24 protein-coding genes are annotated in these 25,572 nt (G+C 36.9%); 23 read left to right on the forward strand and 1 reads right to left on the reverse strand.

Translation table 11 applies throughout. The features are described 5' to 3' along the window. Positions 1-125: 125 nt before the first annotated feature. From G7081_RS05115 to G7081_RS05185, 15 genes are all read left to right on the forward strand, one after another. On the forward strand, positions 126-842 hold the full coding sequence (locus tag G7081_RS05115) for a CBS domain-containing protein (RefSeq protein ID WP_166007882.1): 717 nt from the start codon (positions 126-128) through the stop codon (positions 840-842). Then, positions 839-1,285, forward strand: coding sequence for a signal peptidase II (lspA, locus tag G7081_RS05120; protein ID WP_166007883.1), 447 nt, complete (start codon positions 839-841; stop codon positions 1,283-1,285). Before G7081_RS05115 ends, lspA begins: the two co-directional genes overlap by 4 nt. A 10-nt stretch (positions 1,286-1,295) precedes the next feature. Next, a complete protein-coding gene (locus G7081_RS05125; RefSeq protein WP_338064552.1) occupies positions 1,296-2,198 on the forward strand; it encodes an RluA family pseudouridine synthase in 903 nt (300 codons plus the stop codon). A 198-nt stretch (positions 2,199-2,396) separates the two neighbouring features. Continuing rightward, the gene (pyrR, locus tag G7081_RS05130) at positions 2,397-2,924 is read left to right on the forward strand and encodes a bifunctional pyr operon transcriptional regulator/uracil phosphoribosyltransferase PyrR (protein ID WP_166007885.1); all 528 of its coding nucleotides are present in this window, start codon (positions 2,397-2,399) and stop codon (positions 2,922-2,924) included. A 131-nt stretch (positions 2,925-3,055) separates the two neighbouring features. Next, positions 3,056-4,339 carry a solute carrier family 23 protein gene (locus tag G7081_RS05135; RefSeq protein WP_166007886.1) on the forward strand — a complete coding sequence of 428 codons (1,284 nt, stop codon included), beginning with the start codon at positions 3,056-3,058 and terminating at the stop codon, positions 4,337-4,339. A 70-nt stretch (positions 4,340-4,409) separates the two neighbouring features. Continuing rightward, a complete protein-coding gene (locus G7081_RS05140; protein ID WP_166007887.1) occupies positions 4,410-5,108 on the forward strand; it encodes a carbonic anhydrase family protein in 699 nt (232 codons plus the stop codon). Between the two features lie 112 nt (positions 5,109-5,220). Continuing rightward, positions 5,221-6,465, forward strand: a complete 1,245-nt coding sequence (locus tag G7081_RS05145; protein WP_166007888.1) for a chloride channel protein — start codon at positions 5,221-5,223, stop codon at positions 6,463-6,465. A 106-nt stretch (positions 6,466-6,571) separates the two neighbouring features. Beyond that, on the forward strand, positions 6,572-7,624 hold the full coding sequence (locus G7081_RS05150) for a FecCD family ABC transporter permease (protein WP_166007889.1): 1,053 nt from the start codon (positions 6,572-6,574) through the stop codon (positions 7,622-7,624). Further along, the gene (locus G7081_RS05155) at positions 7,625-8,395 is read left to right on the forward strand and encodes an ABC transporter ATP-binding protein (RefSeq protein ID WP_166007890.1); all 771 of its coding nucleotides are present in this window, start codon (positions 7,625-7,627) and stop codon (positions 8,393-8,395) included. It abuts the gene before it with no gap. Between the two features lies 1 nt (position 8,396). Further along, positions 8,397-9,389: an ABC transporter substrate-binding protein gene (locus G7081_RS05160; RefSeq protein WP_166007891.1), complete on the forward strand. Its 993-nt coding sequence runs from the start codon at positions 8,397-8,399 to the stop codon at positions 9,387-9,389. Between the two features lie 28 nt (positions 9,390-9,417). After that, positions 9,418-10,836, forward strand: coding sequence for an MFS transporter (locus G7081_RS05165; RefSeq protein WP_166007892.1), 1,419 nt, complete (start codon positions 9,418-9,420; stop codon positions 10,834-10,836). 82 nt (positions 10,837-10,918) lie between these two features. After that, positions 10,919-13,717 carry a helicase C-terminal domain-containing protein gene (locus G7081_RS05170; protein ID WP_166007893.1) on the forward strand — a complete coding sequence of 933 codons (2,799 nt, stop codon included), beginning with the start codon at positions 10,919-10,921 and terminating at the stop codon, positions 13,715-13,717. Between the two features lie 77 nt (positions 13,718-13,794). After that, positions 13,795-14,271 (forward strand): cell wall elongation regulator TseB-like domain-containing protein, encoded by a 477-nt coding sequence (locus tag G7081_RS05175; protein ID WP_166007894.1) that lies wholly within the window; start codon positions 13,795-13,797, stop codon positions 14,269-14,271. A gap of 54 nt (positions 14,272-14,325) precedes the next feature. Continuing rightward, a complete protein-coding gene (gene asnS, locus G7081_RS05180; RefSeq protein WP_166007895.1) occupies positions 14,326-15,642 on the forward strand; it encodes an asparagine--tRNA ligase in 1,317 nt (438 codons plus the stop codon). A gap of 55 nt (positions 15,643-15,697) precedes the next feature. Further along, positions 15,698-16,456: an alpha/beta fold hydrolase gene (locus G7081_RS05185; RefSeq protein ID WP_166007896.1), complete on the forward strand. Its 759-nt coding sequence runs from the start codon at positions 15,698-15,700 to the stop codon at positions 16,454-16,456. A gap of 23 nt (positions 16,457-16,479) precedes the next feature. On the opposite strand, the gene G7081_RS05190 is transcribed toward G7081_RS05185, so the two are convergent. Next, positions 16,480-17,223, reverse strand: coding sequence for a nitroreductase family protein (locus G7081_RS05190; protein ID WP_166007897.1), 744 nt, complete (start codon positions 17,221-17,223; stop codon positions 16,480-16,482). Between the two features lie 126 nt (positions 17,224-17,349). Between G7081_RS05190 and G7081_RS05195 the strand changes: the two genes are divergently transcribed. The 8 genes from G7081_RS05195 to rpsP all read left to right on the forward strand — a co-directional run bounded on the left by G7081_RS05195 (position 17,350) and on the right by rpsP (position 25,562). Next, the gene (locus tag G7081_RS05195; RefSeq protein ID WP_166007898.1) at positions 17,350-17,673 is read left to right on the forward strand and encodes a heavy metal-binding domain-containing protein; all 324 of its coding nucleotides are present in this window, start codon (positions 17,350-17,352) and stop codon (positions 17,671-17,673) included. A gap of 123 nt (positions 17,674-17,796) precedes the next feature. After that, a complete protein-coding gene (locus tag G7081_RS05200; RefSeq protein ID WP_166007899.1) occupies positions 17,797-18,231 on the forward strand; it encodes a CopY/TcrY family copper transport repressor in 435 nt (144 codons plus the stop codon). A 23-nt stretch (positions 18,232-18,254) separates the two neighbouring features. Then, on the forward strand, positions 18,255-18,464 hold the full coding sequence (gene copZ / locus G7081_RS05205) for a copper chaperone CopZ (protein ID WP_166007900.1): 210 nt from the start codon (positions 18,255-18,257) through the stop codon (positions 18,462-18,464). 1 nt (position 18,465) lies between these two features. After that, on the forward strand, positions 18,466-20,667 hold the full coding sequence (locus tag G7081_RS05210) for a heavy metal translocating P-type ATPase (protein ID WP_202982253.1): 2,202 nt from the start codon (positions 18,466-18,468) through the stop codon (positions 20,665-20,667). Between the two features lie 263 nt (positions 20,668-20,930). Beyond that, positions 20,931-21,269 carry a putative DNA-binding protein gene (locus G7081_RS05215; protein WP_166007901.1) on the forward strand — a complete coding sequence of 113 codons (339 nt, stop codon included), beginning with the start codon at positions 20,931-20,933 and terminating at the stop codon, positions 21,267-21,269. Positions 21,270-21,284: 15 nt separating this feature from the next. After that, a complete protein-coding gene (ffh, locus tag G7081_RS05220) occupies positions 21,285-22,709 on the forward strand; it encodes a signal recognition particle protein (RefSeq protein WP_166007902.1) in 1,425 nt (474 codons plus the stop codon). Between the two features lie 61 nt (positions 22,710-22,770). Then, the gene (locus G7081_RS05225) at positions 22,771-25,200 is read left to right on the forward strand and encodes a serine hydrolase (protein ID WP_166007903.1); all 2,430 of its coding nucleotides are present in this window, start codon (positions 22,771-22,773) and stop codon (positions 25,198-25,200) included. An 86-nt stretch (positions 25,201-25,286) separates the two neighbouring features. After that, positions 25,287-25,562 carry a 30S ribosomal protein S16 gene (gene rpsP, locus G7081_RS05230; RefSeq protein ID WP_126830757.1) on the forward strand — a complete coding sequence of 92 codons (276 nt, stop codon included), beginning with the start codon at positions 25,287-25,289 and terminating at the stop codon, positions 25,560-25,562. Positions 25,563-25,572 lie beyond the last annotated feature (10 nt).

Raw genomic sequence — 25,572 nt, forward strand, 5'->3', positions numbered from 1 at the left:
TAAGTGCTTTTTATCAGAATGTCGGTGACAGTAAGTAGCCGTGGCTTTTTCCGCTATAAACTGTTATCATTAGAAAGGATTTATATCAGTGCAGAATGAACTAAGTTTAAAAGCGAGGGTCTATTATGGGAAAACAAGCCAATCAATTTTTAGCATCGTTTAATCGGATTGAAAAGTGGTTACAAGATGAATACAAACGTAAACCATTTCCAGGTTTTGCTGAACTAGTTCGTAGATTATCCAAACGTAAAGATTTACAAGTTCGTAAATACCATGATGACTTACTTGAAATTGCCCAATTGCGAAATGCAATTGTTCATGATCGGATTGCTCCGGATTTTGTTATTGCGGAACCGAATGATTGGATTGTCAAAAAAATCGAAAAAATTGAACAAGAGTTAATTGCGCCAGAGCTTGTTAGTCCGCGGTTTAAAAAAGAGGTTGTGACTTTTGAAAAAGGGACGTCTTTAGATGTCATTTTAAAAAGTTTAACAGAGAAAGAATACTCACAGTTTCCAATCTATGATGGTAAGCAGTTTTTGGGATTAATCACTGCCAATGGTATTGGGATTTGGTTGGCAGCTCACAATCAAAATGAGCAAATATCGATCAAAGGGAAAACAGTCGAATCGGTTTTAAAAAGTGATGCAAAACGCAATAACTATTTGTTTGTGGCTCAAAATGCCTATGTCTTTCAAGTTATGGAAAAGTTTTTAGCTGACCCAACCATTGAGGCTATCTTGATAACAACTGATGGACAAGCGAATAGTAAGTTAATCGGTCTAGTTAGACCGAAAGAAGTGTTCCAAGATTATTATGAAGAGTGGAGTGAGATGCAATGATTCCCTATTTATTAATCGCCCTAACAGTCATTATTGTGGATCAGTTAGTTAAGATTTGGACAGTCAATCAAATCGTCATTGGTGAAACAGTCCTCCACAATCCAGTGTTAAGTTTGACCCATCTTCATAATGAAGGGGCAGCTTGGAGTATGTTAGAAGGTAAAATGTGGTTCTTTTATATTGTGACAGTTGTGTGCTGTTTAGTAATTGGCTATTTACTAGTTCATAATATTAAAGAAAGTAAATGGTTAACAGTTGGTCTAGCACTGATTTTAGGTGGGGCTATTGGTAATTTTATTGACCGTATTCGTTTAGGATATGTGGTAGATATGTTCCAAGTAGAGTTTTTTAATTTCCCGATTTTCAACGTAGCAGATACAGCATTAAGTATCGGTGTAGCATGTGTTTTAATTTACATCTTGCTTGATGAAAAAAAAGAATAGGTGGCTAATAATGTTAGATAAATTAAATATGACAATTGAAGAACAAACAGGAAGAATCGATAAAGCGATTGTTGAAGAGTTTGCTGATTTTTCAAGATCACAAATCCAACAATGGTTAAAAGATGGTTTCGTAACCGTAAATGGTGAAGTAGTGAAATCAAATTATAAAGTCAAAGCTGGTGATGAAATTGAAATTATTCGTCAAGCTCCAGTGGAATTAAAAATCGAAGCAGAAGATATTCCTTTAGAAATTGTCTATGAAGATGATGATGTGGTTGTGGTTAATAAACCGCAAGGAATGGTCGTTCATCCTTCAGCCGGTCATGCTAGTGGCACAATGGTTAATGCTTTATTATTCCATATCAAAAACTTATCAAGTATCAACGATGTAGTGAGACCAGGAATTGTTCACCGAATCGATAAAGATACATCTGGACTGTTAATGGTTGCTAAAAATGATGAAGCTCATGAATCATTAAGTAAGCAGTTAAAAGATAAAACGGTTGTCCGTCGCTATGTTGCCTTAGTTCATGGTGAAATCCCTCATGAAAAAGGGACGGTTGATGCGCCAATTGGTCGTTCTAAAATCAATCGTCAATCACAAGCGGTTATCGAGGGTGGCAAGCCTGCTGTGACACACTTTAAAGTTTTAGAAAAATTTGAAGATTTCACATTGATTGAATGCCAACTTGAAACAGGACGTACGCACCAAATTCGTGTCCACATGCAATATATTAAATACCCAATTGCTGGTGATCCTTTGTATGGCCCACGCAAAACATTGCCTGGAACAGGTCAATACTTGCATGCCAAATCGTTAGGATTTGTGCATCCAAAAACGGGTGAAGAGTTATACTTTGAAGCAGACTTACCAGAGAATTTCCAAGAGATTTTAAAAACCTTAAATAAATAACTTGTTATTAGATAACAAAAATAGTATGCTAATAGATAAGAATTTAAGACAATTAAACAATACCTTTAAAACAGTCCCGTGAGACTGATAAGGCAGACAGTTTCTTGAGGGAAACTGTACTTTGTGTAGAACTTTTACTCCTGCCCTTTTTAGGTAGGAGTTTTTTTGTGGCAAATTCACTGACAAAGGAGGAAAACAATGAGTGAAGTAGAAGTATTTGATGCTCAAACAATGGCTCGTACGATTTCACGGATTAGTTATGAAATTATCGAACGATATGAGTCATTAGATGATTTAGTGTTAGTGGGTATTAAAACACGTGGAATTTTTATTGCTGAAAGATTAGCTAATCGTTTGTCAGAACTTTCGAATGTAAGAGTGTTTACTGGAGAGTTGGATATAACCACGTATCGTGATGATCAAAAATTAGACATGACGCCGGATCCAACAATGTCAAAAATACCAGAAAGCTTAGCGGGTAAAAAAGTCATACTTGTTGATGATGTCCTTTATACGGGACGGACAATAAGGGCAGCCCTTGATGCAGTGATGGACCACGGTAGACCGGCAAGCATTGCTTTAGCTGTCTTAGTAGATCGCGGGCATCGTGAGTTACCAATTCGTGCGGATTTTGTAGGTAAGAACTTACCCACAGCTGTAACAGAAGAAGTTGAAGTTAAAATGGTTGAGTCAGATGGGGAAGACCGCATCTGTTTAATTAAATAATAGTCGCTTTTTAAAGTAGTCCCGTGAGGCTAGGAAAAGCAAAAATTCTCCTTACTAAGTCTGGAGTCTTTTTGTGAGAACCTTGGTCGAGCTGATCAAGGTTTTTAATTTGCAACTAAACAAAAAGGAGAATGAAAATGAGTGAATTTAGAAATGATCAAGTCGTGTTAGATATTAAGGATAAGCCAAAAGCATTGCAATGGTTTGGTTTGAGTTTGCAGCATCTCTTCACGATGTTTGGAGCAACTGTTTTAGTCCCAATCTTAGTAGGGATTGATCCGGGAATAGCTTTGTTGAGTTCTGGATTAGGAACGATTGTTTATATGTTGACAACTGGGGCTAAAATACCAGCTTACTTAGGAAGTAGTTTTGCTTTTATTCCTGCTATGCAAATGTTGATGAAAAGTGATGGTTACCCAGCAGTTGCTCAGGGTGCAATCACAACTGGTTTAGTTTATGTCATTGTTGCTTATATCATAAAAAAGATTGGCTCAGAGTGGATTAATCAAGTCTTACCACCGATTGTCGTGGGACCAGTTGTGATGGTGATTGGATTAGGACTTGCTGGAAATGCAGCAACTAATGCGATGTATGATGGTGCGGGGAATTATGATCCCAAATTAATTTTAGTAGCGCTCGTAACCTTAGCATTGACGATTATCTTTAACATGTTTTTGAAAGGTTTTATCGGCTTGCTGCCAATTTTGCTAGGGATTATTTCAGGCTACGTTTTCGCCTTATTAATGGGAATTGTCGACACAGCTCCCATTGCAGAAGCTAGTTGGTTTGCCATGCCTAATTTTGAAATTCCGTTTGTTCAGTATCAACCTAAATTACACATTGGTGCGATTATGACCATGGCACCAATTGCCTTTGTGACAATGACAGAGCATATCGGTCATTTAACAGTTTTAAATAAATTAACACGTCGTAACTTCTTTGAAGATCCAGGCTTATCAAGAACGTTACTTGGTGATGGTTTAGCCCAAATTACGGCTGGTTTTATTGGAGGTCCTCCTGTCACAAGTTATGGTGAAAATATTGGTGTACTAGCCATTACTAAAGTTCACAGTGTTTTTGTTCTTGGTGGGGCAGCTGTTTTAGCGATTATCCTAGGATTTGTTGGGAAAGTCAGCGCGGTTATTCTTAGTATCCCTGGACCAGTTATCTCAGGTATTAGTTTCATTCTATTCGGTGTCATTGCAGCGAGTGGCTTAAAAATTTTGATTGATAATAAAATTGATTTTGATAAAAAACGCAATTTGATTATTGCCTCAGTCATTTTAGTTGTTGGAATTGGTGGCTTAATGTTTAAGGTAGGACCATTTGAATTATCTGGCATGGCCCTTGCAACGTTATTCGGAATTTTCTTAAACCAAGTACTACCTAAAGAAGCAAGAAGTGAACAAGCATAAGGGTTTAGAATTGACGATATTTATTTTTGTCAGTTAAAATATAAGTGTAGAAAGAGGAGGGAATAGCCCCATGCCAATTCAACACTTATATACAAAAGCGAATCAAAAATTAGCTGATTTAAACGCCTTACCCTTAAAGAGCTTAGCCGATGGAATGGAAGCCTTTCAGTATCAATCTCCCATTGACTTTGGCGAAGTGGAGAGTATTATTTCAGAGCCAGAGATGGATTTAAAACTTCATTATCAGGAAGAAGAATATCAGCAAAAAGTTTTTGGTGGTTCGTATCACCTAGTGCCAAATGAAGGGAAGAGTTGGTTAACTTTTGAGGGCCAACGCTTCAATTTAGATGATATTCACGTTCACTTTCCAAGTGAGCACACGTTAAACAATCAAGCCAGTAAGTTTGAATTTCATTTAGTCCACAGTGGTCCAGAAGGTGAAAACTTAGTGATTGCGGTGATGTATGAAGGGGATTCTGATGACTATATTGAAGAAAATCCTAAGCGTCGTAAAATGATGGAAGAAATTTTTTACGAAGGGACTAATATGATTTTTAACCCTGCAGATTATTTATCTCGTCCGTTGAAGTATTATCACTTTGTTGGATCGCTAACAACGCCTCCTTATTCAGGACCGGTTTTATGGTTTGTCATTGATGAGATGCAGTACGCTAACTTAGAAGTGGTTAGACGTGTGAAAAAATTTGTGCCAACAAATAATAATCGCGTAGTCTTTCCAGTAAGAGATCGATTGGTGTATCATAATTAAAGAGAATTGTTTGCTTACTTTTGCTATGTTATTCTAAGTAGTAGAAAAGTTAGTGAGATAAAAACATCGACTACTTTTAGTCGGTGTTTTATTTGATATAGGAGCGCAAGAGATGGATAGCATAAAAAAAATAGGAATAACGATGATTAAATGGTTAAGCGTTTGTCTAGTAATTGGTGTTGCGACGGGATTGTTATCGAGTTTCTTTTTGACCAGTTTAAGTTGGGCGACAACCACTAGAGAAGCTAATCAGTGGTTAATTTTTGGCATGCCGCTGATTGTGATGGTTTTTACCTGGTTGTATCAAAAATATGGTGGGTTAAGTCATCAAGGAAATAACTTAGTGATTCGTCGGGCTAATGGTAGTGACAATTTAATTCCCTTAGTATTGATTCCACTAACGTTATTTGGGACAATTACTAGTCATTTGTTTGGGGCTTCAGTTGGTCGTGAAGGAACGGCTGTTCAAATGGGTGGTTCTTGGTCGGAGCAAGTTGCCAAGTGGTTTAACTTATCAGATTCAGAACGCCAAACAGCGATTATTTGTGGAATAAGTGGTGGTTTTGCCAGTGTCTTTGGAACGCCGTTTGCAGGTGCAATTTTCGCCGTTGAAGTGATTATGATTGGACGCTTTAAAATCCGTGGGCTACTGCCCAGTCTATTAACAGCGTTAATTGCTAATCAAGTCACGGTTTTAGTAGGGATCCAGCATAGTCATTACGCAGCTGGAATCATACCTGACTTTTCAATCTCTCTATTATTAAAAGTATTACTAGCCAGTATTGCTTTTGGGTGTGTTGCGACTTTATTTAGTTGGTCAATTCGTCAAATTAAAACCATCTATTCTCATCTGATTGTTAATCCAGTGTTACGTGCTGGATTTGGTGGGCTAGTTGTTTTAGGTTTGGTTGGACTATTTGGGACAACACGTTATTTGGGATTAAGTCTTCCCTTATTATCAGATGCATTTGCAGGCACCCATCAACTTTTTGATTTTATTAATAAATTACTCTTTACCGTCTTTTCACTGGGAGCGGGTTTCCAAGGGGGAGAAGTGACCCCGTTATTTGAAATTGGAGCGACTTTAGGTGCGAGCTTAGCGACGATGCTACAAGTAACCGTTCCATTTTTAGCAAGCTTAGGATTTATTGGGGTATTTGCTGGTGCTACCAATGCACCCTTAGCATGTGCTGTTATGGGGGTGGAGTTGTTTGGGTTGGAACTAGCACCTTGGTTACTTTTGGCAAGTTATGTCAGTTGTTTCTTTGCTAGTTCAAAGGGGATTTATATCGCACAGGGCAATCAACTAAATAAAGTTAATTTTTGCAAATTAATTAGTCAAAAAAAAGACCTTTAAAGGGTCTTTTTTTGTTAGGTATTTCACATTGATATTTTAAATTAGTGATGTTATGATGAAGTGGTTGATAATGATAATTATTCTCAATTAGAAAGAAGAGTGTGTAATGAGTAAGAAAAAATGGGGATTTCCCTTTATAATAATTTGTTTGGTTGGATTGATTATATTGGCAGTTGCGTTTTCAGTAGCCAATGGTCAAGCTGATATATCCTTCGTTGATATTGTATCGGTTTATGCTAATAAAATATTTCATTTATCTGGGGTGTCAGATGTAAATCCAGCAACAGAATCAATTATCTGGTTCGTAAGAAGTCCGCGTGTCTTTTTAGCGTTATTAGTTGGGATGGGGTTAGCATTGGTTGGTGTTGTCATGCAAGCGATGGTCCAAAACCCACTAGCGGATCCTTATATTTTGGGAATTTCATCAGGAGCTTCATTAGGGGCAACATTTGCGATTTTAATTGGCTTTAGTTCGCTGCCAATGCTTCAAAATGCGGGGATCTCTTTTGGGGCATTCTGGGGAGCGTTATTAGCCTCGGTTTTAGTGTTTGTTTTTTCATCAGTCGGGGGAAAAATGACCTCAATTAAATTAATTTTATCGGGAACAATTATTAGCTCCTTATTTGGTGCGGTGACAAGTTTGATTGTGTTCCTTTCTAATAATGCAGAAGGGATGAAGTCCGTTGCGTTTTGGTCAATGGGAAGTTTAGCGTCAGCTGATTGGCAAAAACTACAAATTTTGCTAGTCGTACTAACGTTAATGATTCTCTTCTTTTTGAGTCAGTATCGTATTTTAGATGTGATGTTACTCGGGGAAGATGCGGCATTATCACTCGGTGTAAATCTGCGCCGCTATCGTATGCTATATATGGGGCTGACGGCTGTTTTAACTGGAGTAATTGTATCGTTTTCTGGAATGATTGGTTTTGTTGGTTTGATTATTCCACATATTGTTCGTGGTTTTTGTGGTTCAAGCCATAAACAGTTATTACCAATTTCAATTTTATCAGGTGGCTTATTCATGGTGCTTTGTGACCTATTATCCCGTGTTATCGTAACGAATGCTGAATTACCAATTGGTATTATTACAGCCTTAATTGGTGCACCAATTTTCATTTATATGATTGTCAAAAAAGAATACAACTTTGGGGGTGCTTAAATGGGTTTATATGTTGATAATTTATCTGTTCAAATTAAACAGACTAAGCTTGTTAAAGAAGCCTCACTAAAAGTTTCTGATCAGCAATGTGTGGGGATTATTGGTCCTAATGGATGTGGTAAATCAACTTTAGTGAAGGGCATTACGGGTGTCTTAGCTATTGCGTCAGGTCAAATTGAGTTAGATGGTTTAGATACCAGAACAGCAGATGCTAAAGAAGTGGCAAGAAATATGTCAGTTGTCGGTCAGTTTAATGAGGTCAACTTTGACTTAACTGTCGAAGAAATGGTTTTACTAGGCAGAACGCCCTATAAAAAATTACTAGAAGGTGACAAAGCTAGTGACTATCAGTTAGTCACTAAGGCGTTAGAAAAAATGGAGCTATTAGCTTATCGTCATCGTAATTTTTTATCATTATCTGGCGGTGAGAAACAACGTGTGATTGTTGCTCGGGCATTATGTCAAGAAACCCCTTATATGGTTTTAGACGAGCCAACAAACCACTTAGATATAAAACATCAATTACGATTGATGAAAGAACTTAAATCGTTAAATATTGGCATTTTAACAGTCCTGCATGATTTAGAAACAGCTGCAAGGTACTGTGATTATATTTATGCCATGAAAGAGGGGGTGATTATAGCAGAAGGACGTCCAGAAGAGGTGATGACCTCAGAACTGTTAACACGGTTGTACGATGTAAAATGCGAAGTATACCGTAATCCTTTTGACCAAGGATTAAATTTCTATTTTAAAGAAGAGGAGAATTAACATGAAAAAATTATCAGTTATTATGACAATAGCATTAGCTTTTGTATTAGTAGGCTGTTCAAATACAACGCAAGATAAAGCAGGTTCAGATAAGAGTGTCACAATTAGTAATTATGAAAATAAAAAAGGCTCAACGGAGTTTTCAAAAGTTGAAACGACCTTTGAAAAAATACCAGAGAAAATTTTTGTTAATACAAAACCAGCGGCGGAGATTTTATTACACTTAGGCTTACAAGATCGGATTGTCGGTGTGGGTGCTAACTTTGGGCAAGGTGATGAAACCGTTGCGAAAGAATATGCCAAACTACCTAAAGTGTCCACTGACTATGTAGGGAAAGAATTAGCCTTAAGTGTCAATCCAGATTTAATTTACGGACGTGGAACATTGTTTAGTGAAGAAGAATGGGGCAATGGGTCAGTTGAAAGTTTGAAAGAAATGTCAGTTCCAAGTTTTATCTTAGGGTCATCTATTCAAGGTGGAACATTCGAGTCGATTTACGATGACATTGAACGTACTGGGACATTATTTGGGGTTGAAAATAAAGCAAAGGAATTCTCAACAGAATTAAAAGAGAAAGAAGCAGCTATTAAAAAGACGATCGGGACACATGATAAAGCCGACTTTGCTTATTTACACATGAGTACACCTGATGAAATTATGGTCTATTCTGCCAGTAAAGAAACCTTCTTCCAAAGTGTTTTTGAAATGTTAAACTTAAACAACATTTTTAAAGATGTAGAGGGTGAGGTTAGCTTAGAATCATTAATCAAAGCAGATCCAGAATATTTAATCGTACCTGATTGGTCAGCAGGGGGTTCTGATGGCGTTTCTGACCAAGATTTAATTGATAGCCTGATGAAAGACCCTCGTCTACAAGAGATGCAAGCGATTAAAAATAAAAAAGTTTATGGCTTAGACTACAATGCGATGTTTGGTTATGGCTACCAATCATTGGAAGGTGTTGAGCAGTTAGCTAAAAAAATCTACGGTTAAAATTTAGTGGTTAGAAGGAAGTTTTTTTGTGAAAAAGTTATCAGTTAAAGAGTGGGTGACATTGAGTGTTATTTTGTTACCTAACTTATTAATTAGTTTAAATACATATATGCTTCAAGTTGCACTGCCGGAAATTCAAACTCAAGTTGGTGCTAGTTACGGTCAAGCACAATATATCCTAAGTGGCTATGCCTTAGGGTTAGCAGCAACGTTAATACTGAGTGGCAAGCTAGGCGATGTTTTTGGTTATAAACGGCTGTTAATAGTCGGAATTCTTGGCTTTATGTTAGTCTCAATCGTTGGAGCGACTGCAATATCAGGAACTATTTTGATTGTTGTCAGAATTTTGCAGGGGATTTTTGGAGCCTGTATTCAGCCACAAGTTTTAGTTCTTATGCGCAACCAGTTTGATAAAGCCGTTCAACCCTTAGTCTTTTCGATTTATGGTGTTGTCATCGGCTTAGGGTTTACCTTTGGTCTAATGCTTGGTGGACTGATCATAAATATCAACGCCTTCGATCTAGGCTGGCGTAATATATTTATTATCAACATTCCTTTTTGCTTATTAATTTTGCTTGGTATGAGATTATTGGAAACACAACCAGCTATCTCAGCTGATAAAATTGATTGGTTAGGGGCAGGTTTGTTATCTTCCGGTTTGTTGTTAGTCATTAATAGCCTATATCAGCTTCAAAATAAACAGGCTATGTCATTTCAAGTAGTTATGATTTTTGTAGCCGTTGGGTTACTGGTTGCATTTTATCTGATTGAAAAGCAACGAAAAGAAAAAGGTAAAGTGGTTCTAGTTGATTTAGAATTGTTTGATAATTCCTTTTATAGTTTAGGTTTAGCTAGTGTGTTATTTGTTTATTTGAATATGTTTTCGGTATTCTTTTTAATAACTTATTATGTTCAATCAGGTCTTGGTAACAGTGTGGCAGAGACGAGCTTAGCTTTTTTATCATTAGGTGTTGGGTTTATTTTAACTTCTGTATCATCAAGTAAGTTATTATCAGTTGTGGGAGATAAGTTATTACTTTTTGGTACAGCTGTTATGGGAATAGCCTTATTATATTTAAGTCAGTCAGTCATGTTACAGCCAGAGTTGCTAAGTTGGTCAAATAGCTTATTGTTGTTTATGTATGGTTTAGGATTAGGTGCGACAACAACTCCTTTAGTGGGAATCATTCTCCAGGGACTTGATATGAGATTTATGGGGATAGGTGGCGCGTTGCTAAATACTGTCATGTACTTAGCAAGTAGCTTAGGTGTTTGTGCCATTGGCTTCTTTTTCCAGAATTCATTAGGCAAAAGTTTAGCTAAAGCCAGTTTAAGTGATTACCAGAGAGCCTTTAGTCATTCTTTATGGTTGTCGGCTATCTATTTGGTTATTTTATTAGTTATTTTTATAGAAATGAAACGAAAAAAGACTAGGTCAACTGCCTAGTCTTTTTAATTTGGTGTAAAAGGTGTCATTATTTCAGAAAATAGGTATAATTTAGAGTATTAGTGAAAGGAAGGATGAGGTCATGAAGAAAGATCAAGTGTATGCTGTTGTTGATTTAGAAACAACAGGTACTAATCCTAAAGATGACCGAATTATCCAGTTTGGTTGCGTCTTTATTCAAAACAATCAAATTATTTCACGTTATGCATCTGATATTAATCCTGAGCGGGACTTTTCTAAACAAATTGAAACACTCACAGGATTAAGTAATGAACGCGTTTCGACTGCGCCAACTTTTAAAGAAGTGGCAAAAGAAATTTATGATATGTTACAAGGGACAGTCTTTGTTGCACATAACATTGCCTTCGATTATCAATTTTTAAGTACAGAGTTAATTCGCTGTGAGCAGCCTGCTTTGAATCTTTTAGGAATTGATACAGTAGAGTTAGCTCAAATCTTCTTACCAACATCAGCAAGTTTTAGATTAAGCGATTTAGCTGATGAGTTTGGTTTCTCACATGATAACCCTCATCAAGCTGATAGTGATGCCGAAGCCACGGCGAATTTACTGATGATGATTGAAAAGAAAATTATGACATTGCCATTAACAACTATGGATACGATTGTTTCCTTAGCGAGCTGCTGTGAGATGAATACTGGTGAGTATCTCGATATGCTAACAGTTGAAATGGTTCGTGAACTACCGCCATTAAACCCAACAATCCAAGTGGTTGATGGGATTGCTCTTCAAAAAAAGGGAAAGCCGACCTTAAATTGGTATCAACCAAATCAAGATGCTTTCCCGAAAGATAAAAAACAAAAACAAAAAATTTATGGGAAAACTTTAGATTACCGACCAGGTCAAAGCAAGATGATGAACTTTGCTGATCGTTTCTTTACTAGTCGAGTAACTGAAGAGACCGAAATTAATGACCGTTTTGCTGGGAAAAATCTAGCGATTGAATCGTCGACTGGTAGTGGGAAAACTTTAGGGTATTTGTTCCCTCTAAGTTATATCGCGACACCAGACAAACCTGCAGTCATCAGTACAGTTTCAGTTTTTCTTGAAAATCAAATCCTTGAAAAAGATATTCCAAAGATTAATGAATTACGACCAGGAAGTGTTCGTGCGACATTGCTTAAGAGTCAACAGCGATTCATAGATTTAAGTCGGTTTTCGAATACGTTAAAAAAACGCTCTGAGCCGAAACAGTATGTGCTGTATCAAATGAAGATTTTAGTCTGGTTAACAGAAACAATAACAGGTGACTTAGATGAGCTTCAATTAACAACGATGAATCATCCTTTCTTTAAAGAAATTTCTCATCGAGGGCTGACTTATTTATCTAAGAGGTCACCGTTTTACCCAGTTGATTTTTGGTTGCACTTACAAGAAAAAGTTGCGACTTCTAATATTATTATTGTAAACCATAGTTTCCTTTGTCAGGAAAACAATCGACAGGCTAGTTTATTACCCGATACAGATATTCTCGTTGTCGATGAGGCACATCATTTACCTGAAACGGCTCAACATGCTGCATCAAAACAATTAAATAGTTACGATGTGAGTCGGACGTTAAATAAAATGATTGCTGAGTTAGATGATAGTGATGGTTTACGCGAGTTGGCTGAAACGGGAAATTGGTCGAAAGAGTATCAACTATTACACCAACTAGCAACAGAATTAAGTGTAGCTTTTGGTGATTATAAAGAAGATATTTTTGAGAATTTACTAATTGATCATGGTTATCAGTCTGGTTCCGATTTGATTGTAACAAATGAGTTGTTATTAAAAATGCCAATCTATACACAGCGTCACGGGCAACAATTGTTGCAAGCACTGGATGAAGCTATTAATCTGTCTAATCAGATAGAAGAAAGTTATGTTCAACAAATTGAACGCTGGAGCAAACGTGATCATGAATTGTTAAGCAGCTATTTTGAAGTGATTAATCAATTGAGTGAATTTCAGCAGTTATTATCAGCTTTTATTAACCCGAATGCGATAGACTGTGTTCGTTGGCTACAATTGAATGAACATAATCACCAATTAACGGCTTACTTTAGTGATTTTAACTCAGCGACGGTGATTGATAGTAAGTGGTATCGTAAATTCAATAAGATTTTATATACAGGCGGAACGATTCGCGTTGGCAAAGATACCCAGTTTTTAGCGCGTGAATTAGGGATTGAGTATTTACCATTCAAATCAGTACCAAGCAGTTATGATTACAGTCAACAAGCCCGCTTGTATGTGCCAACTGAAACAGCTGAATTTCAAGAATTATCGTCACAAGCTTATAGTCGTTTTGTTGGAGACACGATAAGTGAATTAATGAAGGTAGAAAAAAGGTCAGTATTAGTTTTATTTACCTCCCATCAAATGCTTCAAACTGTTTATCATCAAATAAACCAACCGATGATAAATGAAGGAGTTGAGGTCTTGGCGCAAGGTCTATCGGGATCTCGCGAGAAAATAGTTAAACGGTTTGAGCATAATGACCAAAGTATTTTATTAGGTACGGATAGTTTTTGGGAAGGGTTGGACTTGCCTGGCGACCGTTTAGAACTGCTAGTCGTGACACGATTACCGTTCGATTCGCCAGAACGACCATTTATTAAAGAAAAATACCAATACTTACAAAGTAAGGGAGTAGACTCTTTTTATAAATATGCTTTACCAAAAGCAGCCTTAAGGTTACGCCAAGGTATAGGGCGTCTGATTCGTTCTGATGAAGATAAAGGGGCAATGATTGTCTTGGATCGTCGTTTGACCCAAGCGAGTTATGGTGAAATGCTGCAAAAAGCATTACCAGCCGACCTGGTTATAAAAGAGTTGAGCTTAAAAGAGTCATTAAAAGATATCCAAGATTTTTTATAAAATAAGGGACACCGGGTCACAAAAAGTTAATTTTCTGATATAATGAAACAATATTCAGTTTATTCAAGGAGGATGCTATGAAAAATAAAATTTTAGCTGGTACAAGTTTGTTTTTGCTATTTTTTATTTGTCTATCATTAATCTTTCTAATCCGCTCAAATCGTCCAATGGAGCAAGCTCAAAGCGAAGCCGAAGCCATTGCGAAAAAACAAGCAGGTGTTGAAAAGACTGATAAGTTTTATTGGTACAATCGTGATGAAACCTACTTCACAATATTAGGACGCGATAAAGATGGAGAACAGTTGCTTGTGGTTATTCCTAAAACAGGTGATCCGGTAACAGTTGTAAAACAAAAGGATGGCTTGTCGGAGTTTGATGCTGTTCAAGTTGTGGCAAAAGAGATGAAACCACACAAGATGACTAGGATTAATTTTGGTATTCTAGACAATCAACCTATTTGGGAGATAGTTGCTGCTAATGAAAAAGGGGAGTTAAGTTATTACTCAGTCGATTTCAAAACAGGTAGCATCGTCAAAACGATTAAAAATGTGTAATGAGAATTAAGGGTAAACTTACCCATAAACTAAACTTATGAAGGAGCGAACAACATGGAAAAAATTCGTATTATTGACTCAAAAAAACATGTGGGCGAAACAGTCCAAATCGGAGCGTGGATTGCCAATAAACGCTCAAGTGGGAAAATCGCTTTCTTACAATTACGTGACGGTACTGCCTTTTTCCAAGGTATCGTAGTTAAAGCTGAAGTATCAGAAGAAGTCTTTGAAACGGCTAAATCATTAAACCAAGAAACAGCTGTTATGATCACTGGTGAAATTCGTGAAGATAGCCGTTCTAAATTTGGCTTTGAAATTGGTGTCACAGACATTGAAATCGTAGGGGAAAGTAAAGACTTCCCGATCACGCCAAAAGAACACGGAACAGAGTTCTTGATGGATAACCGCCACTTATGGTTGCGTTCATCAAAACAACATGCAGTGATGCAAATTCGTAACGCTATTATTTATGCAAGTTATGATTTCTTTGCTGAAAATGGCTTTATCAAGTTTGACAGTCCGATTTTATCAGGAAATGCGGCTGAAAATACGACAGAACTTTTCGAAACAGATTATTTTGGTCAACCAGCGTTCTTGTCACAATCAGGTCAATTATACCTAGAAGCAGGGGCAATGGCTTTAGGTCGTGTCTTTGACTTTGGACCAGTTTTCCGTGCTGAAAAATCAAAAACACGTCGTCATTTAACAGAGTTCTGGATGATGGATGCTGAGTATCCATTTGTCACTCACGATGAATCACTTGATTTGCAAGAAGCTTACATTAAAGCTTTGATTCAAGGTGTCTTAGACAATGCAGCTTTTGCTTTAGATGCTTTAGAGCGTGATACAGACTTATTGCAAAAATACATTGATACACCGTTTAAACGCGTTTCATATGATGATGCCATTACTTTATTACAAGAACATGAAGCTGATGAAGATACTGATTATGAACACTTAGAGCATGGGGATGATTTTGGTTCGCCACATGAAACTTGGATTTCAAACTTTTATGGTGTGCCAACATTTATTATTAACTATCCAGCAAGTTTCAAAGCTTTCTATATGAAACCAGTTCCTGGTAATCCAGAGCGTGTGTTATGTGCTGATTTATTAGCACCAGAGGGTTATGGTGAAATCGTTGGTGGTTCTGAACGTGAAACTGATTATGATGTTTTACGTCAAAAAATCATTGATTTTGGATTAGATCCAAAAGACTATGAATGGTATTTAGATCTTCGTAAGTTTGGCTCAGTGCCACATGCAGGATTTGGGTTAGGTCTTGAACGTATGGTAACATTCGTTGCGGGTACAGAACACATCCGTGAAGCAATTCCATTCCCACGTTTATTAAATAGAATTGAACCTTAGAAAACTTGAAAGTCCCTTCATTTAATGGAGGGACTTTTTTAAAGGAGTTAGGCAAATGGTATTAAAAATTAGAGCACGCCACGTTTATCAAATTCCAATTTTAGAGGTCGTTCAGGAAGCTAAGTTGAACGAAGCATTACCACTAGTCATTTTTTATCATGGCTGGAAAACGAATAAGGAATTATTGTTAACTCAAGCTAGACGACTAGCTGATCAAGGATTTCGCGTTATCTTACCAGATGGGATGCATCATGGCGAGCGGAAATCAGAAGAGATTTCTCCAATTCCGTCTGTGACATTCTTTTCGACAATTCAATACAATATTGTGGAGTTTCAATTGTTAGTGGATTATTTTAATGAGCGCAAGTTAATCAAGGATGATTTGATTGGCGTAGGTGGTTATTCAATGGGCGGCATGACAACCGCTGCCTTGTTAACAAGCCGACCAGAAATTAAAGTAGCAGCTAGCATTATGGGAACGCCAACCCCGACTTTATATGCTAAAAATATCCGCAAACATGCAAAGGGATTTGGCATGAAGGTACCTCCTGAATTATCCTTAATTCACTCATGGCTTCCACAAGTAGATTTATCATTACAACCTAATAAAATTGCTGATAGACCAGTTTTATTTTGGCATGGGACGGAAGATAAAAAAATTCCGTATAAGCAACCATTCGATTTTTATCAGAGTATTAAGCGTGAAGAGTATGCCGAAAAGGTTAAGTTTTTAACGGGTAAAGGGGAAGGCCATCTTGTAACCATTGAGTTGATGGAAACGATTGCCGACTTTTTCAAAGAAAATTTAAAATAAAAAAGCACCTGGAGAGGTGCTTTTTATTTTAGTTTTTGTTGTTTTAAAATGTCGTTTGTTGTAGAAGCGTAGTTTTTATCTTGATAAAATTTAGCAATCTTTTGATCCCAAGGGATAGCGTCATAACCAATTGATTTGCCAAAGTCTGCTGTTTCTTGTCCGTATTTTAAAATGTCTTCTTTTGTAAATTGAGCATTATCATACTTACCATGGAAAACATTTAAGTTGTGTGGCATTCTTGGTTTTATATTTTTTTCAACGCTCCCTTTCCCAATTGCCACACCGGCAAGTGGCATAGCATAATTTGGTAAATTTAAGTGCTGGATAACTTTGTCAGCAACGTTACGAATAGCGCCAACGACAACAGTGCTAAATCCCAGACTTTCAGCAGCGACAACAGTATTTTGAACAGCTAAGGCCGCATCCATTGATGAAATTAAAAGTGGCTCAGACTCATCAGTAAAATCTAATTCTTGTTCAAGTAAACTATTTACCTTTGAAAAGTCTGTTGTGAACAGGATAAAAGCCGATGCTTCTTTAATAAAACGAGCATTGTTTTTATTGTTAGGGTTGGTTAAAAGGACATCAGCAAAGGCTTCTTTATCCGTTCCCTGGAGGACGAACAGGTTGTAAGATTGGAAGTTCATCCAAGATGGAGCTTGTTTTGCGGAGTCGATGATGGCTAGTAATTCATCCTTAGTGAGTGTGTAGGGTGAAAAATTTCTAACGGATCCATGACTCTGCAATAGTTTAATTGTTTCGTTCATTTAGACACCAACTTTCGATAGATTAGTTAAAGTATAACGCTAAGCAATGAGATTGAACAGACAAGTGGTGATTATTTAGTAATCGGGGTATAATACGATGAATAACAAATTGAGGAGGAATTTATAATGAATGAAAAAATGTTAGTGGTAACAACAGAAAATATTCCCGGTCGTGAATATGAAGTGATTGGAGAAGTTTTTGGTTTAACAACACAATCGAAAAACGTCTTTAAAAATATTGGTGCCAGTTTAAAAAATATTGTTGGTGGAGAAATCAAAGCCTACAGTGAAATGCTAGAAGAATCGCGTGATATTTCAATTGACCGTTTGCGTGAAAATGCAGCCAAAATGGGAGCGGATGCAGTTGTGATGATGCGTTTTGACTCGGGCTCAATCGGGACAGATATGCAATCTGTTGCGGCTTATGGGACAGCAGTCAAATTTAAATAGTTTAGTTGTAAGACCTACCATGTAGGTCTTTTTTTATTAGAATCTTTTGGGTTGACACTTGTAATCGTTGGTGGTAAATTTGAAATGTAAAGAGATTACAGTTGTAGTTCAGGAGGGGTGTTAATGAGTTTAAATAAAATTAGCGAAGCGGAATGGCAAGTCATGCGTGTTGTGTGGGCTAAGGGTGAAACGACAAGTCCAGAAATAATTGCTAGTCTTTCTGAAACAATGAATTGGAAACCAGCAACGATTAAAACGCTAATTGGCCGTTTAGTAAAAAAAGATATGCTGGGAACGAAAGCGGATGGTAACAAATATATCTATCGTCCATTAGTCACAGAAGAAGCAACGCTAAAATCTGCTACAGCAGATTTATTCTCACGGGTATGTGCTAAAAAAATGGGTAATAGTATTATTGATATTATTAATGAGGCAGAATTGACGCAAGAAGATGTTCAAAAGATTCAACAGGCATTAGGAAATAAAAAAACTGTATCAGAGGTTACGTGTAATTGCATCCCCGGTCAGTGTGAGTGTCAAGAACATCAAACTAACTAGGATAAAGAAAGAAGGAATTAGTCATGAAATTAACATTTAAAGTATCAGGTATGTCCTGTGAACATTGTGTTGCGAATGTTGAAAAACAGCTAGAAGAATTAGATGGTGTCAAAAAAGTTAAAGTTAATCTAAAAAAAGAAACAGCTAAAGTTAAGTATGATGAAAAAGAAGTTGGAATTATTGATCTAGTCAGTGCCATTAAAAATGCTGGCTACGGAGCGGAGGTCATCTAAGATGTCTAATAAAACAGAAACATTGGCTATTTCAGGTATGACTTGTGCAAACTGTTCAGGTCGTGTGGAAAAAGAATTAAACAATCAACCAGGTGTGAAACAAGCATCAGTTAACTTAGCAACGGAGCGTGCCACTGTGGAATACGATGACACAACATCGGTTGATAAATTAATTACTAGTGTGGAAGCAATTGGCTATGGTGCACTAGTTTATGATGACCAACACAAAGAAGAAATTGCAGCTGGCAAAGCAGAAGAAGCAGCTAAGATGAAACGTGATTTAATCATCAGTGCTTGTTTAAGTTTACCAATGGTTATTGGGATGATTTTGATGATGGTAGGTGTTCAAAATCCAGTCATTGATTTTATTCATAAGCCATGGGTACAGTTGGCCTTGGCAACACCTGTTCAGTTTTGGATTGGTTGGCGTTTCTACAAAGGTGCTTATCATGCGATTAAAACAAAAGCGCCTAATATGGATGTACTAGTTGCTATGGGAACAACTGCGGCTTACTTATTAAGTATATATAATGGATTCTTTAGTCAAAATAGCCATGAACTATATTTTGAAAGTAGTGCAGTTATTATCACGTTAATTTTATTAGGGAAGTACCTAGAACAAAATGCTAAGAATAAAACCAGTGGGGCTATTAAACAGTTAATGGCATTACAAGCGAATGAAGCGACTGTAATTCGTGATGGTAAAACTTTGACGATATCAGCTGATGAAGTGGTTGTTGGTGATCATGTTCAAGTTAAACCAGGTTCTCAAGTACCAGTTGATGGTGTCATTCTTGAAGGACAAACAACGATTGATGAAAGCATGTTAACTGGTGAGAGTTTACCAATCGAAAAAAATGTTGGCGATAAAGTATATGGGGGAACAATTAACACAACTGGTTCTCTGGTTTTTGAAGCCAAACAAATTGGTTCGGAAACGGCCTTATCTCGCATTATTCGGATGGTAGAGGAAGCGCAAGGCAGTAAAGCACCGATTCAAGCGGTAGCAGATAAAATCGCTTCAGTCTTTGTGCCAATCGTATTAGTGATTGCTTTATTAACATTAATCATCACTGGTTTGCTCACTAAGAATTGGGAAACAGCTCTAATTCATAGCGTTTCTGTGTTAGTAATTGCCTGTCCTTGTGCTTTAGGCTTAGCAACACCAACAGCAATTATGGTGGGAACAGGTCTAGGAGCTAAGAATGGTATTTTAATTAAAGGTGGCGAAGCTTTAGAACGTGCTGCAAGGATTAATGCGATTGTCATTGATAAAACAGGCACCCTGACTAAAGGTCAACCAGAAGTGACAGAATTTGAATCAACAAGTTCTCAGTTTTCTGCTGATGAGTGGTTAGGTATTTTAGCTAGTCTAGAAAGTCGCTCAGAGCATCCTTTAGCGCAAGCGATTGTGACCTATGCAGATAATCTAGGGTTAGGAACAGACTACCCAGTATCAGAGTTTGAAGCAATTGTTGGTTCAGGTCTAACAGGTAAAATTGATGGTACAAAGTATTACGTTGGTACAAGACGTTTAATGGAGAGTCATGATATCCCACTGACGCTGGGTCAGCTAGAACGAGTAGGAAACTTAGAAATTGAAGGTAAGACAGCGATGTACTTGGCTAATGAAAAAGAAATATGCGCCATTATTGCCGTAGCTGATCAATTGAAAGAAAGCTCTGCCGAAGCTGTAGCGAAATTAAAAGAACAAGGTGTGGATGTCTTTATGCTAACAGGAGACAACCAACGAACAGCTGAGTATATTGGCGAGCAAGTGGGACTAGATAGTCGTCATATTTATGCCGAAGTTTTACCAGAAGATAAGGCGAACTATGTTAAATTGTTAGAAGATAAAGGGAAGTTTGTTGCGATGGTTGGTGATGGGATTAACGATGCTCCAGCTTTAGCCGTTGCCGATGTGGGAATCGCCATGGGAACGGGTACCGATATTGCCATGGAAACAGCTGATGTCACATTGATGACAGGTGATTTAAAACAATTGCCTAAAATGATTAAATTATCAAAATTAACGATGCGAAAAATCAAACAGAATTTATTCTGGGCCTTCATCTACAACACAATCGGCATTCCATTTGCTGCATTAGGGTTATTAAATCCAATGGTAGCAGGTGGTGCGATGGCCTTTAGTTCAGTGAGTGTGCTACTAAATTCATTAAGTTTAAACAGACAAAAATTATAAACAAAAAAGCAGTCAGTAGGGTTTCCTACTAACTGCTTTTTATTTTTTGGTATAAAAAAAGCCCCAACCAGACCTTCCACAAAGTCTTAACGGTTGGGGGGAACTCCCACTGCGAGTTCCGTGTCGCCTCATCGCATACCTTAGTATAGCATATTGAAAAGTCATTGCCTAGTCCCTAGTTAAAAAGACTTAAAAAGGGGTAAGGCTTGTGGTATAATATATAACTTGAGAGCTAGTAAAGTTCCAGTTGAAGGAGGAAGCACGTGAATATTGAAAAAACGAACCGTATGAATGCGTTATTTGAATTTTATTCAACACTTTTAACTGAAAAACAAATGAATTATATTGAGCTTTACTATGCGGATGACTTTTCTTTAACAGAAATTTCTGAAGAGTATAATGTGAGTCGTCAAGCAGTCTACGATAACATTAAGCGGACTGAAAAGATTTTAGAAAACTATGAGCGTAAGTTGCATATGTATTCTGACTTCATTGTGCGAAAAGATTTGATTAAAGAGATGCAAGAACATGTGAATGACAAATACCCGGAAGATCAAGAGTTGCAACAAATGCTTGCTGCGATTCAAGAGATTGAAGATTAGATAGGAGTGTAAGAGATGGCATTTGAAAGTTTAACGGATCGCTTACAAGGAGCGATGTCAAAATTACGTCGTAAAGGGAAGGTATCCGAAGCAGACGTAAAAGAAATGATGCGTGAGATTCGTCTGGCGTTATTAGAAGCCGATGTTAACTTTAAAGTCGTTAAAGACTTTACAAAACGAGTTAGTGATCGAGCAGTTGGTGTGGAAGTCTTAGAAAGTTTAAGCCCCGCTCAACAAATCGTTAAGATTGTTGACGAAGAATTAACCGCAACTTTAGGGACAGAAACAGTTCCATTAAATAAATCACCGAAAATCCCAACCATCATTATGATGTCTGGGTTACAAGGTGCTGGTAAAACAACCATTGTTGGTAAGTTAGCTAAGCATTTAATGAAAACTGAAAATGCTCGTCCATTATTAATTGCAGGTGACGTGTACCGTCCAGCGGCGATTGAGCAATTAAAAGTTTTAGGACAACAAATTGATGCACCTGTCTTTGATATGGGGACAGATGTTAGTCCAGTTGAAATCGTTCGTCAAGGTTTAGCTCAAGCGGCTGAAAATAAAAATGACTATGTCTTCATTGATACGGCAGGTCGTTTACATATTGATGAAGCCTTAATGGATGAATTAAAACAAATTAAAGAATTAGCGAATCCTGATGAAACACTTTTAGTAGTAGATGGTATGACTGGTCAAGATGCGGTTACCGTTGCTGAAAGTTTCAATGAACAATTAGATATTTCTGGTGTTATCGTGACTAAATTAGACGGGGACACTCGTGGTGGTGCGGCCCTTTCAATCCGTGCGGTTACTGGTAAACCGATTAAATTCGTCGGTACTGGTGAAAAGCTTACTGATTTAGAAGTCTTCCATCCAGATCGGATGTCTAGTCGTATCTTAGGTATGGGTGACATGTTGACGTTAATCGAAAAAGCAGAAGCTGAATTCGATGAAAAGAAAGCAACTGAACTTGCCACTAAGATGAAAGAAAACACCTTTGATTTCAATGACTTTATCGAGCAACTGGATCAAGTGATGGGAATGGGACCAATTGAAGATTTGCTTAAAATGATTCCTGGTATGAGCAATATGCCAGGCTTAGATCAGATTAAAGTCGATCCAAAAGATGTCGCACGTAAAAAAGCCATCGTCTTCTCAATGACGCCTGAAGAACGTGAAAATCCAGGCTTGTTAAATCCAAGCCGTCGCCGTCGTATTGCTGCTGGTTCGGGTAATCAAGTGGTTGAAGTTAACCGCATGATTAAACAATTCAACGAATCACGTAAGATGATGCAACAAATGTCTAATGGTAAAATGCCTGCCGGAATGGACCAAATGTTTGGTTCAGGAATTAAAGGTAAGATGGGTAAAATGGCCATGAACCAAATGACGAAGAAGATGAACAAAGGCAAGAAGAAAAAGAAAAAGAAAAGATAATATAATATAAACTATAAAAAGCTAGTTAATAACTAGCTTTTTATCTTAAGGAGGATATGTCATGAAAAATATGATAAAAATTTGTGTTGTTATGATGTTTATTAATCCATTAATGGCCTCTATCGTCATTGCGGATACTATTGATGAAACAGTTGAAAAGGTAGGCGTAACTCAAAGTTTTGATAATGAATCCAGTGAATCGATGTTAGAAACAAAAGATGATAACTCAAACGAGATTGGTTTGACTAGTTTTGCGAATGATTCTGAACAGCTTGCTAGTTCAGAAAGTATTACTGAAGATTCATTAATTGAAGAAATTCCAACAGAGTCATTACCTGTTAAGGATGAACAAATTTCAGAGCAACTTGATCTTGATATGGTAGAAGATTATCAAGAGATAGATTTAAGAGCCGTATTAAAAAATGGGAGTGTGTCAGCCTGGTCGCTTCCATATGGCTATGAAGGGTATATAAACTTAGGATTAGCAAAAGATAATATGGTAGTTGGTTCACAACGTATTATCAAGCGTCAAGCCACAACAAGTAATGGCATCTATTACGAAGTAAAAGAAGGGTTATGGATTCATAAAAATGCCTTCAAATCAATGGACGAAGAAATGTATCAAGATATTAATATAAAAGCCACATTAAAAAATGGCAACATGTCAGCTTTTAGTTTGCCATATAATTATTATGGTTATAGAAACTTAGGAGTAGCGAAAGATAATATGGCGGTCGGGTCACAACGTATTATCAAGCGTCAAGCCACAACAAGTAATGGCATCTATTACGAAGTAAAAGAAGGGTTATGGATTCATAAAAATGCCTTCAAATCAATGGACGAAGAAATGTATCAAGATATTAATATAAAAGCCACATTAAAAAATGGCAACATGTCAGCTTTTAGTTTGCCATATAATTATTATGGTTATAGAAACTTAGGAGTAGCGAAAGATAATATGGCGGTCGGGTCACAACGTATTATCAAGCGTCAAGCCACAACAAGTAATGGCATCTATTACGAAGTAAAAGAAGGGTTATGGATCCACAAAAATGCTTTCAAATCAATGGATAAAGAGAGCTATCAAACCGTTAACATCAAGACAACACTAAAAAATGGCAACATGTCAGCTTTTAGTTTGCCATATAATTATTATGGTTATAGAAACTTAGGAGTAGCGAAAGATAATATGGCGGTCGGGTCACAACGTATTATCAAGCGTCAAGCCACAACAAGTAATGGCATCTATTACGAAGTAAAAGAAGGGTTATGGATCCACAAAAATGCTTTCAAATCAATGGATAAAGAGAGCTATCAAACCGTTAACATCAAGACAACACTAAAAAATGGCAACATGTCAGCTTTTAGTTTGCCATATAATTATTATGGTTATAGAAACTTAGGAGTAGCGAAAGATAATATGGCGGTCGGGTCGCAACGTATTATCAAGCGTCAAGCCACAACAAGTAATGGCATCTATTACGAAGTAAAAGAAGGGTTATGGATCCACAAAAATGCCTTCAAATCAATGGATAAAGAGAGCTATAAACAAGTCAATTTCAAAGCCAAATTGAAGAATGGCAACATGTCAGCCTTTAGCTTGCCATATAATTACTATGGTTATAGATCGTTGGGTCTATCAAAGAACAATTTAAAGGTTGGCAATACATATGCAATCAAACGACAAGCAACAACAAGTAATGGTGTCTATTACGAGGCCCAAAAAGGTGTTTGGGTTCATAAGAATGCATTTACTACAAGTGAAGAAAAGTTGAAAAAAGTTCAAAAACTTTTGGATAAAAAATACAATTCATATAAATTTGGAATATACGTTGAGTCTTTAAATGACGGTGGAACTGCACAAATAAATGGTAATAAACAAATGGTAGCAGCGAGTACAGGGAAGTTGCCAGCAATCTATTACACTCAAAAAATGATAAATCAGAAAAAATTGTTACCAACTAAGTATTTTGTTTATACTGATTCGATAAATCAAATGGCCCTTTCTTATGGTAGAGGAGGAGCTGGTATCTTACAGAATCAACCATTTGGTAAATCGTTTCAGATTGATACAATATTAAATTGGACGATAAAATATTCCGATAATCAAGGTGCTAACTTTTTGGGTTATTATGCAGCAAATAAATATAATACGGCAATGAGAAATGAAATTTCAAGAATAATTGGCAGAAGTTGGAACTCCCCATTCAGAGTCTCACCTAGAGAAAATGCTGCTCTAATAAAAGCAATTTATCAAGAGGGTGGACAAAGTATTAAATATATGCAAAATACAGTTTATGATAATCAACGAATCCCTAAATATTTACCCGTAAAGGTAGCTCATAAAATAGGTGATGTGGATGATTACAGACACGATATTGCGGTGGTCTATGCTAATGAACCATATATTTTATCAGTAATGACCCAAGACTATGTAACGTATGAGCAAATATCTCAATTGTCATTAGAAATATATAATATTATGAAATAAAAAAGTCATGTAAAGAAAAAACACTTTACATGGTTTTTATTCCATGGTAAACTAAGTCTTGTAAAAAATAGTTGGAGGTGTATTCAATGTCAGTTAAAATCCGTTTAAAACGTATGGGTTCTAAAAAAAGTCCTTTCTACCGTATCGTAGTTGCAGATTCACGTTCTCCACGTGATGGTCGTTTCATCGAAACAGTTGGAACTTACAATCCTTTATTAGATCCAGCACAAGTAACAATTAAAGAAGATTTAGTTTTAGAATGGTTATCTAAAGGTGCTCAACCTTCTGATACAGTTCGTAACTTATTATCAACTGAAGGCATCATGCAAAAACATCATGAAGCTAAATTTTCTAAAAAATAAGGTGGGATAA

It is taken from the genome of Vagococcus coleopterorum (assembly GCF_011303955.1).
Taxonomy (GTDB): domain Bacteria; phylum Bacillota; class Bacilli; order Lactobacillales; family Vagococcaceae; genus Vagococcus_D; species Vagococcus_D coleopterorum.

Bases quoted from the DNA above. Each gene is read 5' to 3' on its own strand.
- G7081_RS05115 (WP_166007882.1), top strand. From the start codon at position 126: ATGGGAAAACAAGCCAATCAATTTTTAGCATCGTTTAATCGGATTGAA.
- lspA (WP_166007883.1), top strand. From the start codon at position 839: ATGATTCCCTATTTATTAATCGCCCTAACAGTCATTATTGTGGATCAG.
- G7081_RS05125 (WP_338064552.1), top strand. From the start codon at position 1,296: ATGTTAGATAAATTAAATATGACAATTGAAGAACAAACAGGAAGAATC.
- pyrR (WP_166007885.1), top strand. From the start codon at position 2,397: ATGAGTGAAGTAGAAGTATTTGATGCTCAAACAATGGCTCGTACGATT.
- G7081_RS05135 (WP_166007886.1), top strand. From the start codon at position 3,056: ATGAAAATGAGTGAATTTAGAAATGATCAAGTCGTGTTAGATATTAAG.
- G7081_RS05140 (WP_166007887.1), top strand. From the start codon at position 4,410: ATGCCAATTCAACACTTATATACAAAAGCGAATCAAAAATTAGCTGAT.
- G7081_RS05145 (WP_166007888.1), top strand. From the start codon at position 5,221: ATGGATAGCATAAAAAAAATAGGAATAACGATGATTAAATGGTTAAGC.
- G7081_RS05150 (WP_166007889.1), top strand. From the start codon at position 6,572: ATGAGTAAGAAAAAATGGGGATTTCCCTTTATAATAATTTGTTTGGTT.
- G7081_RS05155 (WP_166007890.1), top strand. From the start codon at position 7,625: ATGGGTTTATATGTTGATAATTTATCTGTTCAAATTAAACAGACTAAG.
- G7081_RS05160 (WP_166007891.1), top strand. From the start codon at position 8,397: ATGAAAAAATTATCAGTTATTATGACAATAGCATTAGCTTTTGTATTA.
- G7081_RS05170 (WP_166007893.1), top strand. From the start codon at position 10,919: ATGAAGAAAGATCAAGTGTATGCTGTTGTTGATTTAGAAACAACAGGT.
- G7081_RS05175 (WP_166007894.1), top strand. From the start codon at position 13,795: ATGAAAAATAAAATTTTAGCTGGTACAAGTTTGTTTTTGCTATTTTTT.
- asnS (WP_166007895.1), top strand. From the start codon at position 14,326: ATGGAAAAAATTCGTATTATTGACTCAAAAAAACATGTGGGCGAAACA.
- G7081_RS05185 (WP_166007896.1), top strand. From the start codon at position 15,698: ATGGTATTAAAAATTAGAGCACGCCACGTTTATCAAATTCCAATTTTA.
- G7081_RS05190 (WP_166007897.1), bottom strand. From the start codon at position 17,223: ATGAACGAAACAATTAAACTATTGCAGAGTCATGGATCCGTTAGAAAT.
- G7081_RS05195 (WP_166007898.1), top strand. From the start codon at position 17,350: ATGAATGAAAAAATGTTAGTGGTAACAACAGAAAATATTCCCGGTCGT.
- G7081_RS05200 (WP_166007899.1), top strand. From the start codon at position 17,797: ATGAGTTTAAATAAAATTAGCGAAGCGGAATGGCAAGTCATGCGTGTT.
- copZ (WP_166007900.1), top strand. From the start codon at position 18,255: ATGAAATTAACATTTAAAGTATCAGGTATGTCCTGTGAACATTGTGTT.
- G7081_RS05210 (WP_202982253.1), top strand. From the start codon at position 18,466: ATGTCTAATAAAACAGAAACATTGGCTATTTCAGGTATGACTTGTGCA.
- ffh (WP_166007902.1), top strand. From the start codon at position 21,285: ATGGCATTTGAAAGTTTAACGGATCGCTTACAAGGAGCGATGTCAAAA.
- G7081_RS05225 (WP_166007903.1), top strand. From the start codon at position 22,771: ATGAAAAATATGATAAAAATTTGTGTTGTTATGATGTTTATTAATCCA.
- rpsP (WP_126830757.1), top strand. From the start codon at position 25,287: ATGTCAGTTAAAATCCGTTTAAAACGTATGGGTTCTAAAAAAAGTCCT.